Source organism: Magnetospirillum sulfuroxidans (assembly GCF_018224925.1).
Lineage (GTDB): Bacteria > Pseudomonadota > Alphaproteobacteria > Rhodospirillales > Magnetospirillaceae > Magnetospirillum > Magnetospirillum sulfuroxidans.
Genome location: NZ_JAGTUF010000017.1, coordinates 24,186 through 49,274 on the forward strand (window position 1 = coordinate 24,186; position 25,089 = coordinate 49,274).

At 62.2% G+C, this 25,089-nt stretch carries 21 protein-coding genes and 1 tRNA gene; 11 read left to right on the top strand and 11 right to left on the bottom strand.

Annotated elements, in window-relative coordinates; all coding sequences use genetic code 11:
* Positions 1-689: 689 nt before the first annotated feature.
* The 4 genes from KEC16_RS15270 (at position 690) to KEC16_RS15285 (ending at position 3,940) form a co-directional block, all read left to right on the top strand.
* Positions 690-2,405, top strand: coding sequence for a tetratricopeptide repeat protein (locus tag KEC16_RS15270; protein WP_211550482.1), 1,716 nt, complete (start codon positions 690-692; stop codon positions 2,403-2,405).
* Positions 2,405-3,268 carry a 4-(cytidine 5'-diphospho)-2-C-methyl-D-erythritol kinase gene (locus KEC16_RS15275; RefSeq protein ID WP_211550484.1) on the top strand — a complete coding sequence of 288 codons (864 nt, stop codon included), beginning with the start codon at positions 2,405-2,407 and terminating at the stop codon, positions 3,266-3,268. The genes KEC16_RS15270 and KEC16_RS15275 overlap by 1 nt, the downstream gene beginning before the upstream one ends.
* Positions 3,269-3,306: 38 nt before the next feature.
* Positions 3,307-3,381, top strand: a tRNA-Gln gene (locus KEC16_RS15280).
* 157 nt (positions 3,382-3,538) lie between these two features.
* Positions 3,539-3,940, top strand: a complete 402-nt coding sequence (locus tag KEC16_RS15285; protein WP_211550486.1) for a DUF6481 family protein — start codon at positions 3,539-3,541, stop codon at positions 3,938-3,940.
* Between the two features lie 330 nt (positions 3,941-4,270).
* Here the strand turns inward: KEC16_RS15285 and KEC16_RS15290 are convergent, their stop codons facing one another.
* The gene (locus KEC16_RS15290) at positions 4,271-6,046 is read right to left on the bottom strand and encodes a DEAD/DEAH box helicase (RefSeq protein ID WP_211550489.1); all 1,776 of its coding nucleotides are present in this window, start codon (positions 6,044-6,046) and stop codon (positions 4,271-4,273) included.
* Between the two features lie 258 nt (positions 6,047-6,304).
* Here KEC16_RS15290 and KEC16_RS15295 point away from each other — a divergent pair, with 258 nt between their 5' ends.
* Together KEC16_RS15295 and map are read left to right on the top strand one after the other, a co-directional pair.
* Positions 6,305-6,547 carry a ParD-like family protein gene (locus tag KEC16_RS15295; protein WP_428846064.1) on the top strand — a complete coding sequence of 81 codons (243 nt, stop codon included), beginning with the start codon at positions 6,305-6,307 and terminating at the stop codon, positions 6,545-6,547.
* A gap of 1 nt (position 6,548) precedes the next feature.
* Entirely contained in the window at positions 6,549-7,307 is a 759-nt protein-coding gene (gene map / locus KEC16_RS15300) for a type I methionyl aminopeptidase (RefSeq protein WP_211550491.1), read from the top strand.
* 91 nt (positions 7,308-7,398) lie between these two features.
* Here the strand turns inward: map and KEC16_RS15305 are convergent, their stop codons facing one another.
* From KEC16_RS15305 to rpsT, 7 genes are all read right to left on the bottom strand, one after another.
* Positions 7,399-7,743 (bottom strand): zinc ribbon domain-containing protein YjdM, encoded by a 345-nt coding sequence (locus tag KEC16_RS15305; RefSeq protein ID WP_211550493.1) that lies wholly within the window; start codon positions 7,741-7,743, stop codon positions 7,399-7,401.
* Positions 7,744-7,927: 184 nt separating this feature from the next.
* The gene (gene gyrB, locus KEC16_RS15310) at positions 7,928-10,357 is read right to left on the bottom strand and encodes a DNA topoisomerase (ATP-hydrolyzing) subunit B (RefSeq protein ID WP_211550494.1); all 2,430 of its coding nucleotides are present in this window, start codon (positions 10,355-10,357) and stop codon (positions 7,928-7,930) included.
* Between the two features lie 9 nt (positions 10,358-10,366).
* Positions 10,367-11,503 carry a DNA replication/repair protein RecF gene (gene recF, locus KEC16_RS15315; RefSeq protein WP_346344100.1) on the bottom strand — a complete coding sequence of 379 codons (1,137 nt, stop codon included), beginning with the start codon at positions 11,501-11,503 and terminating at the stop codon, positions 10,367-10,369.
* 11 nt (positions 11,504-11,514) lie between these two features.
* The gene (gene dnaN, locus KEC16_RS15320; protein WP_211550496.1) at positions 11,515-12,633 is read right to left on the bottom strand and encodes a DNA polymerase III subunit beta; all 1,119 of its coding nucleotides are present in this window, start codon (positions 12,631-12,633) and stop codon (positions 11,515-11,517) included.
* 223 nt (positions 12,634-12,856) lie between these two features.
* Positions 12,857-14,017, bottom strand: a complete 1,161-nt coding sequence (locus KEC16_RS15325; RefSeq protein WP_211550498.1) for a hypothetical protein — start codon at positions 14,015-14,017, stop codon at positions 12,857-12,859.
* Positions 14,018-14,089: 72 nt separating this feature from the next.
* The gene (gene dnaA / locus KEC16_RS15330) at positions 14,090-15,490 is read right to left on the bottom strand and encodes a chromosomal replication initiator protein DnaA (RefSeq protein ID WP_211550500.1); all 1,401 of its coding nucleotides are present in this window, start codon (positions 15,488-15,490) and stop codon (positions 14,090-14,092) included.
* A 560-nt stretch (positions 15,491-16,050) separates the two neighbouring features.
* The gene (gene rpsT, locus KEC16_RS15335; protein WP_211550502.1) at positions 16,051-16,323 is read right to left on the bottom strand and encodes a 30S ribosomal protein S20; all 273 of its coding nucleotides are present in this window, start codon (positions 16,321-16,323) and stop codon (positions 16,051-16,053) included.
* Positions 16,324-16,475: 152 nt separating this feature from the next.
* Between rpsT and KEC16_RS15340 the strand changes: the two genes are divergently transcribed.
* The 4 genes from KEC16_RS15340 (at position 16,476) to KEC16_RS15355 (ending at position 20,695) form a co-directional block, all read left to right on the top strand.
* Positions 16,476-16,967, top strand: a complete 492-nt coding sequence (locus tag KEC16_RS15340; RefSeq protein WP_211550504.1) for a hypothetical protein — start codon at positions 16,476-16,478, stop codon at positions 16,965-16,967.
* A gap of 75 nt (positions 16,968-17,042) precedes the next feature.
* Positions 17,043-17,396: a hypothetical protein gene (locus KEC16_RS15345; protein ID WP_211550506.1), complete on the top strand. Its 354-nt coding sequence runs from the start codon at positions 17,043-17,045 to the stop codon at positions 17,394-17,396.
* 285 nt (positions 17,397-17,681) lie between these two features.
* On the top strand, positions 17,682-18,701 hold the full coding sequence (locus KEC16_RS15350; RefSeq protein WP_211550508.1) for an aspartate-semialdehyde dehydrogenase: 1,020 nt from the start codon (positions 17,682-17,684) through the stop codon (positions 18,699-18,701).
* Between the two features lie 314 nt (positions 18,702-19,015).
* Positions 19,016-20,695 (top strand): methyl-accepting chemotaxis protein, encoded by a 1,680-nt coding sequence (locus KEC16_RS15355; RefSeq protein WP_211550510.1) that lies wholly within the window; start codon positions 19,016-19,018, stop codon positions 20,693-20,695.
* A 130-nt stretch (positions 20,696-20,825) separates the two neighbouring features.
* Here KEC16_RS15355 and KEC16_RS15360 read toward each other — a convergent pair whose 3' ends face one another.
* Positions 20,826-21,311 carry a Dps family protein gene (locus KEC16_RS15360; RefSeq protein WP_211550512.1) on the bottom strand — a complete coding sequence of 162 codons (486 nt, stop codon included), beginning with the start codon at positions 21,309-21,311 and terminating at the stop codon, positions 20,826-20,828.
* Positions 21,312-21,530: 219 nt separating this feature from the next.
* On the opposite strand from KEC16_RS15360, the gene KEC16_RS15365 reads away from it, so the two are divergent.
* On the top strand, positions 21,531-22,427 hold the full coding sequence (locus KEC16_RS15365; RefSeq protein WP_211550514.1) for a hydrogen peroxide-inducible genes activator: 897 nt from the start codon (positions 21,531-21,533) through the stop codon (positions 22,425-22,427).
* On the opposite strand, the gene KEC16_RS15370 is transcribed toward KEC16_RS15365, so the two are convergent.
* Positions 22,421-23,164 carry an SDR family NAD(P)-dependent oxidoreductase gene (locus tag KEC16_RS15370; protein WP_211550516.1) on the bottom strand — a complete coding sequence of 248 codons (744 nt, stop codon included), beginning with the start codon at positions 23,162-23,164 and terminating at the stop codon, positions 22,421-22,423. The genes KEC16_RS15365 and KEC16_RS15370 overlap by 7 nt on opposite strands.
* Positions 23,161-24,921, bottom strand: coding sequence for a signal peptide peptidase SppA (gene sppA / locus KEC16_RS15375; RefSeq protein WP_211550518.1), 1,761 nt, complete (start codon positions 24,919-24,921; stop codon positions 23,161-23,163). The genes KEC16_RS15370 and sppA overlap by 4 nt, the downstream gene beginning before the upstream one ends.
* Positions 24,922-25,089 lie beyond the last annotated feature (168 nt).

The window sequence follows — 25,089 nt, forward strand, 5'->3', positions numbered from 1 at the left end:
GCGGCGGTCCCAATTATCCGAATATGTAAAAGCGGAAACCCGCCACCTTCGATTCATGACGATATCCCGGCTTCGCCGGGAAGGTGGCGGCGGTCCCAATTATCCGAATATGTAAAAGCGGAAACCCGCCACCTTCGATTCGTGACGATATCCCGGCTTCGCCAGGAAGGTGGCGGCGGTCCCAATTATCCGAATATGTAAAAGCGGAAACCCGCCACCTTCGATTCATGACGATATCCCGGCTTCGCCAGGAAGGTGGCGGCGGTCCCCATTATCCGAATATGTAAAAGCGGAAACCCGCCACCTTCGATTCGTGACGATATCCCGGCTTCGCCAGGACGGTGGCGGCGGCCCCCATTATCCGAATATGGAAAAGCGGAAACCCGCCACCTTCGATTCGTGAGGATGTCCCGGCTTCGCCGGGAAGGTGGCGGCGGCCCCTATTATCCGAATATGTAAAAGCGGAAACCCGCCACCTTCGATTCGTGAGGATGTCCCGGCTTCGCCGGGAAGGTGGCGGTGGCCCCATTATCCGAATATGGAAAACAACGATCCCGCCGGATGGCTCTGGCGGGATTTTTGTTTGTGCGTGGCACATCCGGCTGAAATCGTTATTATGGATTTTTGCTCCGTGGACGCGGCTTGGCGTCCGTCAGAAGGCAAGGGTGACGATGACGAGGTGGTGGAAGATGGCCACGATGCATTGGGCAGCGATGGCCATGATGGCCGGTGTGATGACAGCCTGCTCGCCGCAGGGTGCCCCTTCCAATCAGGGGCGCGACAACCGCCCGCCAGGGGGACTGACCAGCCATAGCGGATTGGGGGCTTTTCTGGCCGGGCGTCTGGCCCAGGGACAAGGCGACACCGACGATGCCGCGGATTTTTACGCTGCGGCCTTGGCCAGCGATCCCGATAACGCCGATCTGTTACAGCGCACCTTTACCCTGATGGTGGCGGAAGGTCGGCTGGACAGCGCCATTCCCATGGCCCGACGCCTTCAGGATCTGGACGCCGAATCGGCGATGCCGGTTTTGGTCGCCGGCTTGGCCGATGTCCGTGGCGGTCTGTTGGGTCAGGCTGAAAGCCGCTTCGCCGGCCTGCCTCGGCGGGGACTTAACGGGTTGGTTGGGCCGTTGATGACAGCCTGGGCCTTGGCCGGCCAGGGACAGTACGAACCGGCCATCGCCGCCCTGGAACCATTGTCGCAAACCAAGGGGTTCGCGGGCGTCAAAGCCTATCACGCGGCCCTGATCAATGATCTTGCCGGTCGGCCCGAAGCGGCCGAGGCCGGCTATGGCGAGGCTTTGTCCGGGCAATTGTCCATTCGCGGCATCGAAGCGGCGGGCAGCTTTTTTCAGCGCCACGGTCAGGCCGAGCGGGCCAAGGAATTGTACGACCGTTATCAACGCGAACATCCCGAAACCTTGCTGTTCGACGGCGCCTCCCTGCTGAAAGCCGGCCACGGCATCGCTCCGGCGGTGCCTGACGCCCAAGCCGGCATGGCCGAGGCTTTGTTCGACGTCGCCACTTTGATGCGTCAAGGCAATGGCCAAGACGCCGCTATCGTTTTTTCCCGTCTGGCCTTGTACATGCGGGCGGATTTTCCGCTGGCCGGCGCGGTGTTGGGGGACATGCTGTCGGCACAAGACCGCCGCGAGGCCGCCAACGCCGTCTATGGCGAGATTGCCCCGACGGCGGCCGCCCATGCCTATGGGCAATTACGCATCGCGGTGAACCTAGAGGAACTGGGCGACACCGCCTCTGCCTTGTCCCGTCTGGCCACGTTGGTCAAGGACCGCCCCGACAGCTTGGATCCGCTGGTGACCAAGGGCGACATCCTGCGGCGCAAAAAGCGCTTTGCCGAGGCGGCCGAAGCCTATGGCGAGGCCATCAATCGCGTCGGCGCCGATCTGTCGATGCAGCATTGGCCGCTGCTGTATAGCCGCGGCATCTGTCTGGAGCGGACCAAGCAATGGACCGGAGCCGAAGCCGATTTCAAAAAGGCGCTGGAGCTCAAGCCCGACCAGCCCGATGTGCTGAACTACCTTGGCTATACCTGGGTAGATGCCGGAATTAATCTGGAAGAAGGCCGGGCCATGCTGGAAAAGGCGGTTTCGCTGCGTCCGCGCGACGGCGCCGTCATCGACAGCCTGGGGTGGGCGCTGTATCGGCTGGGCGATTATCACAATGCGGTGAAATTTCTCGAACGCGCCGTTGAATTAAAGGCCGAGGACCCAACCCTCAACGACCATCTGGGCGACGCCTATTGGCAAGTCGGCCGCGTCTCCGAAGCCATGTTCCAATGGCAACGGGCCATGGGCCTGGACCCTGAACCGGAACAGATCGCGCCGTTGAAAGAAAAGCTGCGCAGCGGACAGGTGCCGGCCAATCCCGTGGTCAAGTGATGTCCGGGCTCAGCGTCGAGGCCTGGGCCAAGGTCAATCTGTACCTGCACGTCACTGGCCGGCGCGATGATGGCTATCACCTGCTGGATTCGCTGGTGGCTTTCGCCGGGATCGGCGACACCATCACCGTGTCGCCTTCTTCGGCGTTGTCCTTGACCGTCGACGGGCCAACCGCGGCCCGGTTAGACGTCGATGACGACAATATCGTGCTGCGCGCCGCCCGCGCCCTGGCCCAAGCGGCGGGGCGCCCGCCCCAGGCTCATCTTCATCTGACCAAGCGCCTGCCGGTTGCCGCCGGCATTGGCGGCGGCTCCGCCGACGCTGCGGCCACCCTGCGGGCGCTGTCGCGGTTGTGGGGGGTGCGGCTGGCTCCGGCGGCGTTACACGCCCTGGCGCTGTCTCTGGGGGCCGATGTGCCGGTCTGTCTGCGCGGCCGGCCAACCCGAATGTCGGGTATTGGCGAGACCTTGGCCGATGCGCCGAGCTTGCCGCCGGCTTGGGTGGTGCTGGTCAATCCGCTGATTGGTTTGTCGACGCCGGCGGTGTTCAAAGCCCGCCAGGGCTGTTTTTCCGACCCCATGCCGCTGGAAAGCCGGCCCGCCGACGCGGCGGCGTTGGCGCGGATGCTGGCGGCGCGGGATAATGATCTCAGTGCCGCCGCCATTTCCTTAGTGCCTGAAATCGCGGTGATCTTGACGGCGCTGAACCGGGATGGATGCCTGTTGGCGCGCATGTCGGGCAGTGGCGCCACTTGCTTTGGTCTGTTCCCCGATCCGGCGGCGGCGGCGGCGGCGGCGGCGGCGATTGCCGCTGATTATCCCGCTTGGTGGATCAAATCAGCGTCATTGATTTCCAGCACTTGAATCATGGCGCAGTTCCTACTATGGTGCGGCCCCGCTGTTGGGGCGTAGCCAAGCGGTAAGGCAGCGGTTTTTGGTACCGCCATTCGGAGGTTCGATCCCTCCCGCCCCAGCCAAGCCTTTTACAGGGTGTGCGTCTTTTCATGGACGCGGTGAGCGCCCGAAAGGCACTTCCCGAATATTTTACAGCTTAGCTCCGCGCGACATCCGGTGCGGATAGGCATTTCAGCCCTGGCACCACGATGCCGTGGCCCGACTGATCGCGGAGAGTAGATGCAAAAAATCGATAAGCGCGGCAAGAACAAGGCCGTTGCCGGCTTTGGCGAGCGCATGAACACCGCCGCCGCTGCCAAAAAGGCGCTGGTGGCGTCCTATCTGGCCAACAAGGTTGATGTTAACGACCCGGCTTTTATCGAGCAGCAGGCTGCCCGTCAGGCCGCCGCCGCCGCTCGGGCTGAACGCGACGCGCAACGCAAGGCGGAAAAGCTGGCGGCTCAGGCTCAGGCCGTGGCCGATCGCAAGGCGGCGCAGGAAGCAGCCGAGGCGCAGGCCATCGCCGAACAAGCCGCGCGCGAGGCTGCGGCCATCGAAGAGGCCGAGGCTTTGGTCGCCCTGGAAGCCCAGCGCAAGGCAGCCCGTGACGCCCGCTACGCCGCTCGCAAGGCGCGTAAATAATTCGACAAGCCCCGATGCATGCATTGCTGCATTGGGGCTTGGTTTGACAGGGGGCGGAAAAGTCCCCCTGTGCATCTCGTCATGCCCGCGCAGGCGCATATCCGCTTTTGGCGGGTATTGTGGACATCGTGCAGGCGTTTTCACTCAGGTGAGAATCGAAAAAGCCGCGTTGATCGTTTCCCGATCAACGCGGCTTTTTCGATTCCAGACCAAGACTTCAGCAGCCTCGGCCCATTTCAATACGGGTAAAGCTTCTCATCACCCCACCGGTATCCGGCCACCATTACGGTGGCGGCCGGACCGACACGGCGAGAGTAAGTCAGCGGCCGATTACGTGGCGCTGTTCGGTCGGCCCTTGGGCTTGGGCTGCCATTGCTTTTTCGGCGCCGACGGATCGGCCCGGCGCGGCGGCGGACGCGGTCCCCGCGATTCCGGGCGCTCGGCCTCGGCATGAGCGCCCTCGGCCAGCGGTTCAATGCGGACATCGCGCCGTTCGATCTGCCCGATCGCCGCCTGGAAACGCTCGGCAACAGCGGCGTCGATCTCGAACTTGGTTTCGCGTTCGAAAATACGGATCGAGCCGATTTCTTGTTTGGTGATCTTGCCGTGACGGCAGATCATCGGGATCAGCCACCGCGGATCGGCGTCCTTTTGCCGGCCGATATTGAGGCGGAACCACTTGCTGGGGCCGGGCAGCCCGCTGGGACGTTCGCCCCGCTGCTCACGCGGTTCACGCGGTTCACGTTGTTCCCGCGGGGCGCGGGCGTCGCGGGCGGTTGGGGCGGGAGCGCCGGAACCGGGATCGAACACCTCTTCGGCCGCCGGCAATTGCGCTTGGTACATGCGCACCAGGGCGGCGGCGATCTCTTCCGGCGACCGTTGGGCCAGCAGAGCCTTGGCCATGGCCAGATCGTCCTCGGACGGATCGGCGGCGATCAGCGGGCTTTGCAGCAGGCGTTCCTGATCCAGTTTGCGGATGTCGTCAGCCGAAGGCGGACCGCTCCACACCGCTTGGACGCCGATCGTTTGCAGCAGCATTTCCGCCTTACGACGGCGCGAGAATTGCACCAGCATGACGCTGACGCCCTTGCGCCCGGCCCGGCCGGTGCGGCCGCTGCGATGCTGCAAGGTGGCGCCGTTTTGCGGCAATTCGGCATGGATGACCAAGCCGATATTGGGCAGATCGATACCGCGTGCCGCCACGTCGGTGGCGACGCAGACGCGAGCACGGCCGTCACGCAGGGCTTGCAACGATTGGTTCCGCTCGTTCTGGCCTAATTCACCCGACAGGGCGACGGCGGTAAAGCCGCGTTCCAGCAAGATGGCTTGCAGATGGCGGACTGAATCACGGGTATTGCAAAACACCAGGGCGGCCGGCGATTCAACATAGCGCAGCACGTTGACGACAGCGTGCTCGATTTCATTGGGGGCGACGCGGATGGCCCGATATTCAATATCGGCATGACCGTGCTGCCCGGCCGAGACGGCAATGCGCCAAGCATCCCGCTGATAGCGCTTGGCCATGGCGATGATCATCTTGGGCAGGGTCGCCGAGAACAAAAGGGTGCGGCGCTGCTGCGGCGTCGCTTCCAAAATGAACTCCAAATCCTCGCGGAAGCCCAGATCCAGCATTTCATCGGCTTCGTCCAGCACCACCGCCCGCAGCTTCGAGGTGCGCAAGCCGCCGCGTTCCAAGTGATCGCGCAAGCGGCCGGGCGTGCCGACGACGATATGGGCGCCGCGTCCCAGCATGCGCTGTTCGGCGCGCGAATCCATGCCGCCGACGCAAGATACCACCTGTCCGCCGGCATGCTGATACAGCCAAGTCAGTTCGCGCTGTACCTGCAAGGCCAGTTCGCGGGTGGGGGCGACGATCAGGGCCAGCGGCTCGCCGGCCGGCTCCAGGGTGAAGTTCTCGCCCAGCAAGGTGTTGGCGATGGCCAAACCGAAGGCAACGGTCTTGCCCGAACCGGTCTGGGCCGAAACCAGCAAGTCGCGGTCGCGGGCGGCGGGATCAAGAACCGCCGTCTGAACAGAGGTCAAATCGGTATAGCTGCGCTCGGTCAGCGCCTGGGTGAGCGGATGGCCCGCCGGGAAAAAGTCCATGGGAGGAACGATGCTTTCATTGCGTTTGCAGGTCATCGGCCCGGTACGGGCAGTGGTTCCGCGCTGTCACGGTCGGCCGATAGGGGTGAAATAACACGATTCCATCGCCGATTACCTCAAGAATGACGGTGCAAGGCTAATTCCCATGCTGGTTTTTGACATCCGCCGCCGTCGCCACCGTCGCCAGCCCCCCGCATGGGCCTGCCGACAGCCAGGATTCCCCGCCGGCCCCCTTGAATCGAATGATACGAATCATATATGGTTCATACTTTCCACTGTTGCGGCGAGGATCCGATGGGGATTGTGAAAATTGACGACGATCTGCACGAGGAGGTCCGCCGCGCCAGCACGGTTATGTGCCGGTCAATCAATGCCCAGGCCGAGTTCTGGATAAAAATCGGAATGCTTGCCGAGGCCAATCCGACCCTGTCCTGCAACGAGATCATGAAAATGCAGTTGGCAGAAGCGCGAATCCGCGTGGCAGAGACGTTGGTCGCCTGAAATGGTCAAGACCGCCGACGAGCTGGCGCTCATGCGCCTGTCCGGCAAGTTGCTTGCGTCAGTCTTCGAGATGCTGGACAGGCTGGATTTTGTCGGGATGTCGACCATGCAGGTCAATGACCTGGTCGACCAATTCATCACCGTTGACATTGGCGCGCGGCCGGCAAGCAAAGGACAATACGGCTTCAAATATGTCCTGAATTGCTCGATCAACCATGTTGTCTGCCACGGCGTGCCCGATTCGGGCACGATCATCGGGGATGGCGACATCATCAATCTCGACATCACCCTGGAAAAGAACGGCTTCATCGCGGATTCAAGCAAGACCTATCTTGTCGGCAATGCTCCGCCGGCCGCGCGGCGGCTGGTGCGGGTCGCGCAAGAAGCCATGTGGAAAGGCATAAAACAGGTGCGGCCCGGAGCGCATCTGGGCGATATCGGTTTCGCCATCGAACGCCATGCCAAAAAGAACGGCTATTGCGTCGTACGGGAATATTGCGGGCATGGGATCGGCCGCAAGATGCACGAGGACCCCCACGTGCTCAATTTCGGTCGCCCCGGAACCGGCCTGAAATTAAAGCCGGGCATGGTGTTCACCATCGAGCCGATGGTCAATCAAGGGAGCGGGATGGTTTCGACCGACCCGGACGGATGGACGGTTGTCACCCAGGACCGGAAGCTTTCCGCACAATTCGAGCACACTGTCGCGGTTACCGCAGAGGGCGTCGAGGTGCTGACCTTGCGCGGCGATGGAACCTGATCGCACTCGTTCGAGTGTCCCGGACTATGGGCAATATCAGCGGCGCCACCAGGCACCGCTGATATTGCCCAAGCTCTGTCGCCAACAGGGCTTAGGCTTTCTTCACGAACTCTGACTTCAGATTCATGGCGCCGATGCCGTCGATTTTGCAGGCGATATTATGTCCATCGGTGGCGTCGACCAGACGGATACCCTTGACCTTGGTTCCGCCCTTGACCACCAGGGACGACCCCTTGACCTTAAGGTCCTTGATCACGGTGACGCTATCGCCATCGGCCAGCATGTTGCCGTTGGCATCGCGCACGCCCTCGGCCTCGGCGCCAGCGGCATCGGCTTCGGGGTTCCATTCATGGGCGCATTCCGGGCAAACCCACAGGTTGCCATCATGGTAAGCGTGTTCAGAGTTGCACTGAGGGCACTTCAAGCCATTGTCCATTGTTTACCTCGTCGATTGTGGCGAGATACTAATGCACTGGCGGATGCAGAGGAATCATAAGCTTGGCTTGGCTGGAAATAGCGTGCGCCATCGCGCTGTCAGCCGCTGCGGACCTCGGTGAGAAAGGTGCCCACTTGCGCGGTCAGGGCGACGGCGTCCCACAAAGCTTGGGCAACCATAAACTTTACACGTCCAGATTAGACACTTTCAGCGCATTGGTCTGGATGAAGTCGCGGCGGGGTTCGACGACGTCGCCCATCAGGGTCGAGAACACCTCTTCCGCCTCGTCGGCGTGGGCGACGCGGACTTGCAGCAGCGAGCGGGCTTGCGGGTCCAAGGTGGTTTCCCACAGCTGTTCCGGGTTCATTTCCCCCAGGCCTTTATAGCGCTGGATGGAAATGCCGCGCTTGCCTTGCTCCATGATCGCGGTCACCAGGGCGACCGGGCCGTCGATCCGGGTTTCGCGGTCCTTGATCAGCAAGGTGGCGGCATCGGCGAAGCTTTCGCGCAAGGTCGCGGCCAATTCGGCCAGCTTGCGGGTTTCCTGCGACCGCAAGATGGCGGCGTCGATGCTATGGGTTTCGGTCACCCCACGCGACGTGCGGGCGAAATTCAGCCCCTCGCCCTCGCTCCAGGTACCTTGCCAGCCCTGTTCCAGCTGATTTTCCAGGGCATTGAGACGCGCCGCCAGGGTTTCGGCCATGGCCTCGCCGGCGACGCTGTCGGTCAGCAGCGCCGGATTGAGCGCCCCGGCGATGGCGGCTTGTTCGATCAGCTTCATCGGCGCGCGCCGCGTCAGCGGATTAAGCAGAGTGCGCACGGTGCGGGCGGTCTCGGCCAGGGCGCGCAGATCGGCGCCGCCCACCTGGGCGCCGCCATTCAGACGCAAGACGGCATCGTTAAGGCCGCCTTCCATCAGATATTCCTCCATCGCCCGCTCGTCCTTGAGATAGACCTCGGACTGGCCGCGCTTGGCCCGGTACAGCGGCGGCTGGGCGATGTACAGATAGCCCTTTTCGATGATTTCCGGCATCTGGCGGAAGAAGAAGGTCAGCAGCAGGGTGCGGATGTGCGAACCATCGACGTCGGCGTCAGTCATGATGATGATTTTGTGGTAGCGGGTCTTGGCGATGTTGAAATCTTCACGGCCGATACCGGTACCAAGGGCGGCGATCAGGGTGCCGATTTCAGCCGAGGACAGCATCTTGTCGAAGCGGGCGCGCTCCACGTTCAAGATCTTGCCCTTCAACGGCAAGATCGCCTGATTGGCGCGGTGACGCCCCTGCTTGGCCGAACCACCGGCCGAATCACCCTCGACGATGAACAATTCGGACAGCGCCGGATCGCGTTCCTGGCAATCGGCCAGCTTGCCGGGCAGCGTGGCGATATCAAGCACGCCCTTGCGCCGGGTCAATTCACGCGCCTTGCGGGCGGCTTCGCGGGCGGCGGCGGCTTCGACCACCTTGGTCACCACCTTGCGGGCTTCTTGCGGGTGTTCCTCGAACCATTCGGCCAGCTTTTCGCTGACGATGTTTTCGACCACCGCGCGCACTTCCGAACTGACCAGCTTGTCCTTGGTCTGGCTCGAGAATTTGGGATCGGGCACCTTGACCGACAGCACACAGGTCAATCCCTCGCGCATGTCGTCGCCGTTCAGCGCCACTTTTTCCTTTTTGGCGATGCCCGATTCATTGGCGTAGGTGTTGATGGTGCGGGTCAGCGCGGCGCGGAAGCCGGCCAGATGGGTGCCGCCGTCGCGCTGCGGGATGTTGTTGGTGAAGCACAATTGCGTCTCGTGGTAGCTGTCGCACCATTCCATCGCCACTTCCACGGTCATGCCGTCACGCTCGCCCGAGACCGCGATCGGCGGGGCATGCAGCGCCGTCTTCGAGCGGTCGAGGTAATGAACGAAAGCCTCGATGCCGCCTTCGTAATGCAGTTCGGTCACCACCTCTTCCGGGTGGCGCTGGTCGCGCAGCCACAGACGAACGCCGGAATTGAGGAAGGCCAGTTCGCGCAAGCGGTGTTCCAGGGTGGCGAAATCGAATTCCACCTTGGTAAAGATGGTGGTGCTGGGCAGGAAGGTTACCTCGGTGCCGCTTTTGTCGGACGGGCCGACCAGCTTCAACGGCGCCTCGGCGTCGCCCATGCGAAAGCGCATGGTGTGTTCGTGACCCGAGCGCCAGATGCGCAGATCAAGGAATTCCGACAGCGCGTTGACCACCGAAACGCCGACGCCGTGCAGACCGCCCGACACCTTATAGGAGTTCTGGTCGAACTTACCGCCGGCATGCAATTGGGTCATGATGACCTCGGCGGCCGAGACGCCTTCTTCCTTGTGGATGTCGGTGGGGATACCACGACCGTTGTCGCGCACGGTGCACGAACCGTCGGCGTTGAGCACCACTTCCACCAGATTGGCATAGCCGGCCAAGGCTTCGTCGATGGCGTTGTCGACCACTTCATAGACCATGTGGTGCAAGCCGGAACCATCATCGGTGTCGCCGATATACATGCCCGGCCGCTTGCGCACCGCGTCAAGGCCGCGCAATACCTTGATGGAATCGGCGCCATATTCTTCGGCAGTGGGGTTGGGGTTCACGGACTCGGTCATGATGCTTCCTTAGGTTGCGGGTAAGACGATTGCATCGGCCACCCGGAAAAACTGTGCCCTTTCCCCGAAACCGGCGAACATGGATTCGTCGGTCCCGGTCATCCAGCTTTGGGCGTTCAGCCCCGCCAGTTCGTCGAACAAGGCGGTTCGGCGGATCTCGTCCAGATGCGCCACCACCTCGTCCAACAACAACAGCGGCGCCAGGCCGCTTAAACTTGTCCGCACGCGGGCCTGGGCCAGGACGATGGACACCAGAACCGCCTTTTGCTCACCGGTGGAACATTCCCCCGCCGGCAAATCCTTTCCCCCGTGGCGCACCGCCAAATCGGATCGATGCGGTCCGATGGTCGCCCCGCCCGCCGCCGCGTCACGCGCCCGCGCGCGTAAAAGAGCGCCCCGGAAACGATCCTCGGCCTCGGCCTCGGCCAATTCGGCCGTCCAGCCCTCGATCTCGCCGGCCAGGGCCAGACGGGCGGCGGGGAAAGCCCCGATCCCCAACCGACAGGCCGCATCCAGACGCGCCACCGTCGCCACCCTGGCCTTGGCCACCGCCACGCCGTGGCGGGCCATGGTATCTTCAAGCGCCGCCAGCCATTTGCCATCGGCGCCCCCCGCCCGCAGCAGCCGCGAGCGTTCGCGCATGGCGTGCTCGTAAGCCCCCGACCGGGCGGCGTGCCCTTCGTCTTGTCCCAGCACCAGACGATCAAGAAAGCGCCGCCGTCCCCCGGCGCCTTCGATGAACAGCCGGTCCATGGCCGGGGTCAACCACAAGGCCGACACCAGACCGGCCAAAGAGCGGGCCTTGGCCGGCTGACCGTCGATCCGGATCGCCCGGCGTTCCGATCCTCCGTCGCGCCCGCTGCCGATTTCAACCCGGCCGGCGGGGCCGTCCAGAACCGCCGCCACCGCCCACGTCCGCGCCGCGCTGTCGCGCCGTCCCACATCAGCCAAGGCGGCCCGGCGCATGCCCCGACCGGGGGCAAGAAAAGACAAGGCCTCCAACAGATTGGTTTTACCCGCCCCATTGGCGCCGGTCAGCACCACTGGCCGGCTGTCGGTGTCGAAGCGCAGGTGGGCGTAACAACGAAAATCAGTCAGCGTCAGCCGGCGAACGGCCAGACGCGGCGACAGATCGGGTTCGCTCACGACGGCGCCGGTCACACCCGCATGGGCATCAGCACATAGATGGCCCCGGCATTGACCCCATCGCGCACCACCGTCGGGCTGGCGGCATCGGCCATGGAGAAGCGGGCAGCCTCGCCCTCGACCTGGCCCAGGATATCGAGCAGGTAGCGGGAATTGAAGCCGATTTCCAGCGGCGTCGAATCGTATTGGGCCTCGATTTCTTCGGTGGCCGAGCCGTTTTCCGGGCTGGACGCCGACAATGTCACCGTGCCTTTTTCCAAGCTCAGCTTGATGGCGCGGCTTTTTTCCGTCGAGATGGCCGAAACGCGATCCACCGCCTGGGCAAAGCTTTTGACGTCAACGTCCAGCTGCTTATCGTTGTCGGCCGGGATCACCCGTTCGTAATCGGGGAAGGTGCCGTCGATCAGCTTGCTGGTCAGCACCGCGTCGCCAAAGGCGAAGCGCAGCTTGGTTTCCGACAGCGACACCGTGACTTCGCCATCGGTTTCGTCAATCAATTTGCGCATTTCCTGCACGGTCTTGCGCGGAATGATCACGCCGGGCATACCGGCCGCGCCTTCGGGCAGGGTGATTTCCACCCGCGCCAGCCGATGACCGTCGGTCGCCACCGCCCGCAGCACTTCGCCGCCGGGCGTGGTCGCCGCATGCAGATAGATGCCGTTGAGGTAATAGCGGGTTTCTTCGGTCGAGATGGCGAAGCGGGTGCGATCAACCAACGCCTTCAACTCGGCCGCGCTCATGCAGAAGGTAAAGGGCAGCTCGCCCCCCGACAGCACCGGAAAATCTTCCACCGGCAAGCACGACAGCGAGAATTTCGACCGCCCCGAACGCAAGGTCATGATGCCGGTATCGGCGTCATGCTCGATTTCCACCTGGGAACCGTCGGGCAGCTTGCGGACGATTTCATAGAAGGTGTGGGCTGGCGCCGTGGTGGCGCCGGGACGGGTGACGTCCGCCGCCGCCGTCTCGATGATATCGAGATCCATGTCGGTGGCGTTCAGGCTCAGACTGCCGGGACGGCCTTCCAGCTTGACGTTGGACAGAATCGGAATCGTGTTGCGGCGTTCAACGACGCTTTGCACATGGGCCAGAGACTTCAGCAGCTGGGCGCGCTCGATGGTCAGCTTCATGACGTGTGGTAGATCCCGTTGATTGCCTGCCATTCCCTACCGATCAGGCAGGGGCGGCAGTATATCACAGGGTTGACGGGGACAAAGCGCTTTCCAAAGCCGAGGGACCGGCGGGGCGCCGCTTGAGTTCAGACACCACGTTCTTTACCAAAACACATCACACACCCCTTTTTCCGCAGTTGGAATCATCCATCGTCAATACTACCGCAAACATGCCCACCCTTCAAGGCAAAGCAGAGGCAACCCCGCTTGCAGAGGACGACACCTCCAAACGAAACGAATAGGCGTTTTCCTCGGGGCTGCAATCATCCACGACGGGAATTTTCACCACACCGCCAGAAGACAGCGGATACACGATTTCCACCCCCCGAACCTTACACTTTAAAGTCACATCCGGTCCATTGCAGGTTCGTTCGATCTTGGTTTCGATTTTCTTGGCGAAGCGAGCCGGATCGAACACCTCGTTCTCGCCCAACTTGCACCAAACCCGGAACTTAACTTCGACGTTGATGGTCTCGCCCTTGCCGATATCGATTGACCATTTCTCATCGATTCCGGCCTGCGGCAAAATCGGCAGCCCCGCCGCCCCCACCTTCTTACGCACCACCCCGTCAGCGCCGGTCACCGTCACCGAAATCAGATGTCCCACCGGATTCTGGCCCGGCACCAAATCGGGGACATAGGAAAATTCCAAAAACTCGGTCGATGCCACATCGCGGATGTAGTGACGGATACTCGCGCGATGCGAAACCGACATCAGGTAACAGTCCTGGGTGAAATCCATTTGCTCGATGCAGTAAACCCGCTCGATGAGGTCGGCGTAATAGCCGACCTTGGCCACCGCCCCGGCAATGTAATCAATATGGCGGCCCGTCTGCCCACCAAACAAAATACGGACACGACGGTCGAAATCGTCGTCCTCCGGTTTGGCCAGGGACGCCACGGTGGTGGCGACACCAAACAGCATGAAAGCAACGAATCCGGCCGTCCAGGACTGGTAGAAACCCGGCCAGAACAACGCCTTCTCAACACTGAGCTGGGCGAAGAACAAGGTCAGGATCGCCGCGGCGGCACAGGCGGCGACGACCACCAGCTTGCGTTTGTCGCGCCAGAATTCCCGCAGCACTTCTCGTGGGCGCGGCCCGACGGCGAAGAAACGGCGCAAACTGACCGCGCCGCCGCCAAGAACCACCCCGACCACCAGGGCCATGGCCGCGAAGCCCCAGCCCTGGCCGGAAATATGTGACAGCACGAACTGCAAGGCCGAACTGGAAACGGCGGCGACGACCAAAATGCCGACGGCCTGACGCAAACCGAGAAAATGGCCCGAAATGAAGATACCCGCAGACAACACCACGACCAGCAGCAATGCGACCGTCAGCATCCCCCCCTCCCGATAAACCCCTCAGAGGGGATACATATCAAAACGGGAATAACTTGGCCAGCCCGCAGCCCGTCAGTTTTGCAACATGCGGCGCAGCAGTTCCACGTCCTCGGAGAAGCCGACATCGGACGAACGCAGCTCCTCGATCTTCTTGACCGCGTGCATCACCGTGGTGTGGTCGCGGCCGCCGAACTTGCGGCCGATCTCGGGTAGCGAGCGGCTGGTCAGTTGCTTGGCCAGATACATGGCCACCTGACGCGGCCGCGCCACCTGACGCGAACGCCGGGCCGAGGACATTTCCGCCAGCTTGATATTGAAATGCTCGGCCACCCGCTTTTGGATTTCCTCGATGGTGATGCGGCGATCCGAGGCCTTGAGCAGATCGTGCAGCACATCTTGGGTGCTTTCCAGGGTGATGGAACGGCCCACCAATTGCGAATGGGCGACGACGCGATTCAGCGCCCCTTCCAATTCACGGACATTGCTGACGATCTTGTGGGCCAGGAACTCCATCACCTTTTGCGGCACCGCCGCCGCCATCTGCTCGGCCTTGGAATGCAAGATCCCCAGCCGCAGCTCATAGGTGGTGGCATGCAGGTCGGCGACCAGGCCGGAATTGAGGCGCGACCGCAACCGGTCCTCCATCCCTTCCAGGTCACTGGGGCTTTTATCGGCGGAAATGACGATCTGCCGCCCCTGATCAACCAACGCGTTGAAGGTATGGAAAAACTCTTCCTGGGTCGCATCCTTGCCGGCAATGAACTGCACGTCGTCGACCATCAGAACATCGACCGAGCGGAATTGTTCCTTGAACGACATGGTGTCTTGCGAACGCAGCGCCCGGATAAAGCGATACATGAACTTTTCCGCCGACAAGTACAGAACCCGGCGCGCCGGATTGTGGTCGCGGATGTGATGGGCAATGGCGTGCATCAGATGGGTCTTACCCAAGCCGACCCCGCCATAAAGAAACAGCGGATTGAACGACACCGCCGAGGCCTCGGCGACGCGCAAGGCGGCGGCGTGGGCGAATTCGTTGGGCTTGCCGACGACGAAATTCTTGAAGGTGAAGCGCGGATCAAGCAGCGCCCCCAATTCGTCCTGATCCGCGGACGCCGCAGGAGCCGCCGAACGCGGACGCAACACACTGACCGTCGCCGTCGGCTTGGCCGATGCCACCGTCGTCGCATCCACCACCGGCGGCGGCGCCGCCGGTTCAGGGACACGGCTATTGGCGACAACAATCTCGATGGCGCTCAGGGCCGGATTTTCCGCCCCCCACAGCGTGCGGATACGCTCGCCGTAATGGGTCGCGACCCAGTCGCGCATGAACCGGGTCGGCAACCCCAGGCGAACCAAACCATCCGCCGCCTGATGCAGGGTAATCGGACGCAACCACGAACGATAAGCGGCATCCCCGACTTCGTCGCGCAAACGCCCCTTGATCCGATCCCATTCGGCATTGATCATCATATGTCCCCGAACATTGGACTCAAGACAAAGGCCGCCCGGAGAAAACTTGGCGCGCGTATCGCCCCACGTCGTCGACATGGACCCGATGGAAACGCCACCTTCCCCTCCCCGAATCGGCCCAGCCGGCAGTTTCTCTTGCCCGCGAGCCCATCGAACATCACCGCGCCAACGGCCCCCAAAGCCGTATCCGACGCAGGACGCATCTTCCACCCATCAGCATATTCACAAACCAACCGTGACACAATCGGCAAAACATAAGTATTTGTGATAACTAGCTGCACTTAGATGAAATCCAATAAAATAGAGATGCCGGCATCACCAGCAAAAAACTATCAAATTTTAACTAGATTTCCTGTCTATTCTTTTGAATAGGCTGGAGAGGGACGGACTCTAACGATGCGTCCGAGTCAACACAACCGGACCGGAACAAGAACGCGGAAAATTTTTCCCTTGCTTTTCATCGGCAACAGGAATCCACAGTGCGGCGACGTGATTCAGTCACAGCAAAAGGCCGCGCCCCTGCGGGCGCGGCCTTCCAACCGAATGAGTGCGACCAGGCCTTAGGCCAGCGGCAGCATGCTCTTGACGCGGGCGGCCAAGCGGCTAACCTTGCGCGAAGCGGTGTTCTTATGCAGCACGCCAGCCTGAGCACCCTTGACCAGTTCGGGCTGGGCGGCAGCCAGGGCAGCCTTGGCTTCCTCGGCATTGCCGCTGACGATGGCAAGCTCAACCTTCTTGACGAAGGTGCGGATACGGCTAACGCGAGCGCCGTTGACTTCGGTGCGACGCTCGGTCTGGCGAATGCGCTTCTTAGCCGACTGATGATGGGCCATGGATCAAACCTGTCAGATCAAGAGTTCAATTGGAAATTCGAAGGCGCGTTTATAGGGACGAGTCGCCGCGTCCGTCAAGCAAGAATCGACGGCAACACCAAAACGCGCTAAAACCATGGCGTCCGCCGTGCCCCTTTGGAGAACTCGAGCCCATGTTCGAGAACGTCGCCGGCTTGCCGCTGGACCTGCCCCACCCCGCCCGCCAAGCCTTGATCGCCGCCGGCATCGACTGGCACGACGAACGCGTCGCCGAGGCCCACGTCACCCACGCGCTGATGCTGGCGCCGGAAGCCCTGGCCACCCGCATCGGCGCCTATAAATTTTATTTCTACCGCCATCGCCTGCAAGAGGCCCTGCCGCACGCCTTCTCTGTCCTTGAAATGGCGGCAAAGCGCCTGCAATTGCCCCATGATTGGCGCCAAATCCAACCCCATCACGGCGCTTTTGGCGAAATCGAGCCGTGGCCGCGCCTGTTCCTGCAAGCCCTGATCGCCTATGGCTATTGCCTGGCCCGGCTGGGACGATTGGACGAAGGCCGCGCCGCCCTGGTCAAAGCGACGGAGCTGGATGGCGGCGACAAGCTGGGAGCCGGCCGGCTGATCGCGATCATCGACCGTGGCGGCCTGGATGACGAGGACGATTAACCTTATTCCAGCCGGGGGTGACAGAGCGTCCGTCGCGACTTATCCTAATCGGACGGAGGAGCGAGGAGATCGACCATGGGCGCCACAATCCGGCTCATGCCCAATCATGACCCCCATTGGCAAGACCGCCTGGAGGCCGCCAAGGCCCGGCAAGCCGAGTTGCTGCGCCGCGAGGGCATTCTGACCGAAGCCGAGCAATCCGAATTGCTGGCCCTGCGCCAGGAAGCCGACCGCGCCTTCAACGCCCGCTTCCGCACCACGGCGGAATATCGTGACTTTTACCTCGGCCGCGCCCGCGATCTTCTTGAGGAAGAGGGCATCGACATGCCCATCCCCGCTTTAGCCGACGACGCCACCGTCGAAGAAATCGACCGCGTCCTTGGCATGGTCTGGCAAGCGGTCGAAGTCACCAACTCGGAAACCTTTTGAATCCCTTGCTTTCCCTGCCCCGCTTGCGTTAAAGATGCCCGGTTGACGGAGAATCTCATGCGCTACCGGCATTTCAGTGCTGTACGTCATGACGCCCCGGCCCCCGTGGCCCCGGCGGCGTTCTTCGTCGCCACCACCAAAACCGGCACTAAGACCACCGCGTAAGCGGGCCGGTTCGTCGTATTCGCACGAAAAAGGCCCGCGGACGATCCCCGCGGGCTTTTTCGCATGAAAACCCCGGGTACAAGCTACGGGCTTCGAGCTTTAGGAACGGAGAGAAAGAGCATGGGTTACAAGGTTGCTGTGATCGGAGCCACGGGCAATGTGGGCCGCGAGATGTTGCAGACCCTGTCTGAGCGGAACTTTCCGGTCAGCGAAGTGGTGGCGTTGGCTTCGGCCCGCTCGGTCGGCCGCGAAGTCTCGTTCGGCGAAGACCAGGTGCTGAAGGTCAAGGACCTGGACACCTATGACTTCAAGGGCACCGACATCGCGCTGTCGTCACCGGGGGCCTCGGTTTCGGCCATCCACTCCCCCCGCGCCGCCGCCGCCGGCTGCGTCGTCATCGACAACACCTCGCATTTCCGCATGGATCCCAACGTGCCGCTGGTGGTCCCCGAAGTGAACCCAGAAGCCATCGCCGAGTACACCAAGTCCGGCATTATCGCCAACCCCAATTGCTCGACCATTCAGATGGTCGTCGCCTTGAAGCCGCTGCACACGCTCGGCACCATCAAGCGCGTGGTGGTCAGCACCTATCAATCGGTGTCGGGCGCCGGCAAGGAAGGCATGGACGAGCTGTTCGAGCAGACCCGTGGCGTTTTCGTCAACGATTCCCGCGATCCGAAGAAGTTCCCCAAGCCCATCGCCTTCAACCTGATTCCGCAGATCGACGTCTTCATGGATGACGGCTCGACCAAGGAAGAATGGAAGATGACGGTGGAAACCAAGAAGATCTTGGATTCCACCATCGAAGTGCATGCCACCTGTGTGCGCGTGCCGGTGTTCGTCGGCCATTCCGAATGCATCAATGTCGAATTCGAAAAGCCGGTCTCGGTCGAAGCCGCCACCCGCGCCTTGTCCAAGGCTCCGGGCGTGATCGTTGTCGATAAGCACGAGCCGGGCGGTTATGTCACCCCCATCGAATGCGTCGGCGAAGACGCCGTCTATATCAGCCGCATCCGCAAGGACCCGACCATCGCCAACGGCATTTCGTTCTGGTGCGTGTCGGACAATCTGCGCAAGGGCGCGGCCCTGAACGCGGTGCAGATCGCCGAGGCGCTGGCCCGCGACTACCTGAAGAAGTAAAGACTTCAGCACCACAACCAAAAGACAAAGCCCTCGTCCTTCCGACGAGGGCTTTTTCGTGCTCATCTTCAATCGTGAAAGTCGCGGGAAAGCACAATTCGGCATTTATGATAAATAAGGCCAAGACCTGACATCCATAACCTTTCCCCTATCGGATATCATCGGCATAAACGTGCGGAATGCTCCAAAAGAACTACACCATCGTATAAAACAACTACGCACATAGTTCTTATTATTTTAGTGACATCTAGGTGATGCGCAAAATCCGGCGTATGGTTTTCCATCTTTTTCAACCGCAAGCGTCGGCATCCACCATGAAGATCAAACTCGGAATTTCCGCGAAATTGATGACGACCATCCTGTTGATAGCGGTCGGCTTCATCACCCTGATCTCTCTCGCCAGTATTGAGCTGCGCAGTTCAATGATGGCCGACCGACAAGCCAAGCTGAAAAATCTGGTCGAATCCACCATCACAACCATCCAGTCGCTCCACGCGCTCAGCCAAAAGGGCGAGATGGACGAAGCGACGGCACAAAAGCTGGCGGCAAACGCAATCCGCAGCGCCCGCTACAACAGCACTGATTATTTCATCGTCTATAACGACTCGACCTCCGTCATCGTTCATGGCGCCGACCCCAAGCGGGAAGGAATGAATTCTTCAGAAACCAAGGATGCCAACGGCGTCTATATTGGTCGCGGCATCATGGAGGCCGGAAGGCAAGGCGGGGGCTTCGTCGACTACGTCTATCCCCGTCCGGGGGAAAAGCAGCCGTCGCCGAAGCTGACCTATGCCCAGACCTTCGCCCCCTGGAAATGGACAGTGGCGACCGGCATCTATGTCGATGACGTCGATACGGAATTCAACCGGGTCCTGATCCGTTTACTCATCGTCACCGCCTTGGTGATGGCGGCGGCCATCGGTCTGGTCTTGCTGATTTCACGCAATATCAGCGGCGGCATCACCCGATTGGTGCAGGTTACCGGCAAGCTGGCCCAGGGGCAGTTCGCCATCGACGTCCCCGGACAGGATCGCAGTGACGAAATCGGCACGTTGGCGCAGACGATCACCGTCCTGCGCGACGGCGCCGCTCAGGCGGAACGCCTGCGCGGTGAACAAGACGCGATGAAGATCAAAGCCGAGCAAGACCGCAAGGCCAGCCTGAACAAGCTGGCGGAAGAGTTCGATCACAGCGTCATGGCGGTCGCCACCGGCATCAATTCCGCCGTCGGCGAACTTGAAGGCTCGGCTCAGGTGGTGTCCTCTGCCGTCAATACCGCCTCGGAACAATCAAGTTCCGTTGCGGCGGCGGCGGAACAAGCCTCGGCCAACGTCGCCACGGTGGCGACGGCAGCAGAGGAATTGTCGGCCTCGATCAGCGAGATCAGCCGTCAGGTCCAAGCCTCTTCGTCCATCTCGCGTGAGGCGGTGGACGAGGCCAAGCGCGCCAATGAACTGGTTGAGGGCTTGGCTCAGGCCGGCGACCGAATTGGCGAAGTGGTCAAGTTGATCAATGACATCGCCAGCCAGACCAATCTGCTGGCGTTGAACGCCACCATCGAGGCGGCCCGCGCCGGCGAAGCCGGCAAGGGCTTCGCCGTGGTCGCCAACGAGGTCAAATCGCTGGCCAATCAGACCGGCAAGGCGACCGAGGATATCTCGGCCCAAGTGATTTCCGTGCAATCGGCGACCCAACAGGCCGTCACCGCCATCCGCGCCATTGTCGGCACCATCAGCCGCATCAGCGAGATCGCCGGCTCCATCGCCTCGGCCGTCGAGCAACAAGGCGCCGCCACCCAGGAAATCGCCCGCAACGTCCAGCAGGCGGCGACCGGGACCAGCGAGGTCACCCGCCACATGGCCGATTTGAGCGGCGCCACCGGACAAGCCGGCACGGCGGCCGGCGGCATGCTGACCTCGACCCGCTATCTGGCCAGCGAGGCGCAGGGATTACGCAACCGGGTTGAATCTTTCCTGTCCAGCATTCGGAGCTAAACTGAAACAAGGCGGGGCCGCGCGGCCCCGCCTTGTTTCTTCCCCGAAAATCCGCCTGGACCATATCCCGCTCTGATCAGAACCGATCATCGCCCCCTTCAGGCGGCATAAGTCGTGCGGCCTCCGAGGCCTAGCCAAGCATGGCGCGCAGCATCCAGGCGGTCTTTTCGTGCACCTGCATGCGCTGGGTCAAAAGATCGGCGCTGGGCTCGTCATGGGCTTCATCGACGATGGGGAAGATGGAGCGAGCGGTGCGCACCACCGCTTCCTGGTCCTTGACCAAAAGCCGGATCATCTCTTCGGCGTTCGGCACGCCCTCTTCTTCCTTTAGGCTGGTCAGCTTGGCGAAGGCGGAATAGGTGCCGGGCGCCGGCAGCCCCAGGGCGCGAATGCGCTCGGCGATCAGATCGACGGCCAAGGCCAGTTCGGTGTACTGCGTCTCGAACATCAGATGCAGCGTGTTGAACATCGGACCAGTGACGTTCCAATGAAAATTGTGGGTCTTGAGGTACAAGGTATAGGTATCAGCCAACAGCCGCGACAACCCCTCGCCAATCTTCTGGCGGGTCTTTTCCTCGATGCCGATATCGATGTGCTCGGCTTTATTCTTGGCCATGACAATATCCTTTCATGGGTTTGATTGAAGGAGCCTACGCCCAAAGCTTATCCGGGTCCACGGCCACACTTTAAAATAATTCCAGACTTTCCCTGCCCTTCCACCGAAGATCGCGGGAAGAGACACGCCGTCGTCTGGCGACACGAAGGACCTTAGCCCCCTTCCATTCATCGATCTAACGAGTTATTTTGTTAATTGAAATCGATGGAGTCGATAGGAATGCGCCCTCTCCCGACGCTGCGCCAGTTGCGCTATTTGACCGCCTTGGCCGAACATCTGCATTTCGGCCGCGCCGCCGAGGCATGTCTGGCCACCCAATCGACCCTGTCGGCGGGCTTGCAGGAACTTGAAACCATCCTGGGCGTCACCTTGGTGGAGCGGACCAAGCGCAAGGTCATGCTGACCCCGTTGGGGGAAGACGTGGTGGTGCGGGCCCGCGTCGTCTTGCGCGGGGCCGAGGATATCGCCGATCTGGCCGCCGCCTCGACCGAGGCGCTGTCCGGGCCGTTGCGCCTGGGAGTCATTCCCACCATCGCCCCCTATCTGCTGCCGCAAGTCCTGCCGCATCTGCGCCAAGTCCATCCCAATTTACGGCTATACCTGCGCGAGGATCTGACCGCCCGCCTGCTGGAACGGCTGGCCACCGGCGATTTGGACGCCGCCTTGATCGCCCTGCCCTGGGTCTCGGGCGAAATCGAAACCGTGCATATCGCCGACGATGCCTTTGTCCTGGCATGTCCGCCCGGCCATGCGCTGGCGGCCCGGCCCAATCTGCGCGCCGCCGATCTGATCGGCCAAGACCTGTTGTTGCTGGAAGAAGGACATTGCCTGCGCGACCATGCCCTTTCAGCCTGCCACCTGCCCGGACCGGCCAAGGGCGAAGGGGTTCTGGGCACCAGCCTTGCCACCTTGGTGCAGATGGTCGCCAACGGCCTGGGCATCACCTTGTTGCCGGAGATGGCGGTGAAAAGCGGGGTCCTGGCCGGAACCGAGGTGGTCACCCGCCCGCTCATGGATGCCGGTTCTCGCGGCATTGGCCTGGCATGGCGCCCCTCCAGCCCGCGCAAGGCGGAATTCCGCCTGCTGGCCGAGGCGCTGAAAGCCGGGCTTCAGTAAAGGTGCTGACCACCGGTGACGAAAACCTCCGAACCGGTGACATAGCCGAAATCGTCACCGCACAGACGGAAAACCGTCCCGGCCACGTCTTCGGGGCTGCCCATGCGATCCAATGGGATGCGCGGCACCAGCGCCTCGTATTCGGCCGAAATCATCGCCGTGCTGATCTCGCCCGGCGCCACCGCGTTGACCCGAACGCCAAGTTGCGCCAGTTCCACCGCCATTTCCCGCGTCAGTCCCGACAGTGCCGCCTTTGAGGTCGAATAGGCCGACCCGGCAAAAGGATGGACGTAATGGCCGGCGATCGAGGTGATGTTGACCACGGCGCCCTTGCCCCGGTGCAAGGCGCTGGCGAAGCCGCGGGCCAGACGCAAAGGGGCGAAGAAATTCAGCTCGAACACTTCTTTCCAGCCGTCGATGGAGCCATTGAGAACCCCCAGACGTTCCTTGTACGGCGTCTTGGGGCTGATGCCGGCATTGTTGACCAAGGCATGCAGCGGCGCCCCGGCCAGCAATTTGTTGGCCTCGACGACAAAGGCCTGGGTGCTGGCCGGGTCGGCCAGATCGGTGGGAATATGGTGAACCCAATTGGGGTCGCGCCGGCATTCCGGCGGGGCCTCGGCCCGGGCGCAGGTAATGATGCGCCAGCCCTCGGCCAGGAACCGCCGGGCGATGGCATGGCCAATCCCCCGACTGGCCCCGGTGATGACGACGGTGCGCGGGGCGTCCGCCGTCATGGCCCGACCGGCGGCATGCGCAAGGCCCCGGCTTGCGGGGAGACGGCCTCCAGCTGTGCCGCCAGCGGCGCCATCACCTTGGCCACCCGCAACAGGGCGCGCATTCCCTCATCCTCGGCCAGCGAGCCGCCGCTCAACGCTTGCGCCAGCTTTTGCCACGGCGCCTTGGCCTTGGGATAGGCGACCAGATCCAAGCTGGCATCGGGGGTCAGCTTCAGCAATTCGCGCACTTGGCCCTGGGCCACATCCCAGCCGCCAAGAACATCCACCAATCCCCGCGCCTGGGCATCCGAGCCGGCCCAGACCCGCCCCTTGGCCAGTTCTTCCAGCCGTTCGGGGGCGAGGTTGCGGCCCTTGGCCGCCTTGGCGGTGAAATCGCCATAAATAGCGTCGAGCATGCGGTTCAGACGCTCCCAGGCTTCGGGGCTGAACGGGGTGTTGGCGCTGAACATGTCGGCGTTGTCGCCGCGCTTGACGCCATCCCAGCTGATCCCCAGCTTGGCCCAGAAATCACGCAGCACCATCTTGCCCGAGAACACGCCGATGGAGCCGGTGATGGTGCCGGGCTGCGCCACCACCCGATCGGCCCCCATGGCGACGAAATAACCGCCCGAGGCCGCCACCCCGGCCATGGAGGCGACCACCGGCTTGCCGGCGGCACGCGCCCGCCCAACCTCGTGCCAGACGGTATCGGACGCGACGTAAGAGCCGCCGGGGCTGTCGATGCGGAACAAGATGGCCTTGACCGCCGGATCGTCGATGGCGGCGCGGAAGGCGCCGGCAATGGTGGCGGCGCCAAAGCCATCATCACCGCCAAAGGGGCTGTCGGCTTCCCCCCGGGTGATGGCGCCCGAGCCGGTGATCACGGCGATGCGCGGACCGCTGCCGCTGGGCAGATGGCCGGCATAGGCGGCCACGTCCACTTCCTCGCCCTTTTTGCTGGTGCCGCCTGCCGCCGCCCAAGCCTGATCGCGATAGCCCAGATGATCGACCAGACCGGACGACAAGGCTTCCACCGCCAGGAACGGCCCCTTGCCGAACAGGGCGCGGACCTTGTCCTCGCCCAAGCGCCGGCCCTGGGCGATGGCGGCGACGCTTTGCTCGGTCCAGGCGTCCAGCAGCGCCGTCACCGATTGACGATGCGGCTCGCTGTAATGGGTCTCGGTAAAGGTCTCGATGGCGGATTTGTATTCCTTGCGCCCGGCCATTTGCGGCTCGATGCCCAACAAATCCAGACTGCCCTTGATGAACGGCGTCTCGGCGGCGAAGCCGGTCAGGCCAACATCGCCCGATGGCTGCAACCATACTTGGGAAAAGGCCGAGGCCAGCACGTAATCGACGGTCCCGTTGCCCGATTCGCCGATGGTTTCGGCAAAAGCCACCGCCGGCTTGCCGGAGGCGCGGAACCGGGTGATCGCGGCGCTGATTTCCTGTGTCGATGCCAGACTGAGATGACCACTGCCCAGGGTGGCGAACAATCCCTTGACCTTGCCGTCGGTCGCGGCGTGGTCGATGGCCGCCACCACTTGGCGCAGGACGTAAGGATGTTCACCCGACAGGGCGGCCAGCGGATCGCTGACCGGGGTTTCGCGGAATTTCGTTTCCAGATCCAGGGACAGAACCATGGATTTGGGCAGGCTTGGTTCCAAGTGATCTTGGAAGGCGACCATCGCCCAGATCCCACCGCCGACGATCACGATGACGATCAGGCCGATACTGGCCAGGGTGGCGACGAGAATTCGGCCCAGACGACGCATGCGAAACCACCTTGCCAGAAAAAAGGGCGTTACAGATGTAAGCGCGCCCTTGGTTCAGGTCAAGGCGGAGCCGTCGTTCCGCCCTTGACGGTGGCGTGACCGCCGCCGGCAACCGGCCCCGTTCACGTCTTCGTCTAGACCAGTTTCAGCTAAAGCGGAAACTGGTCT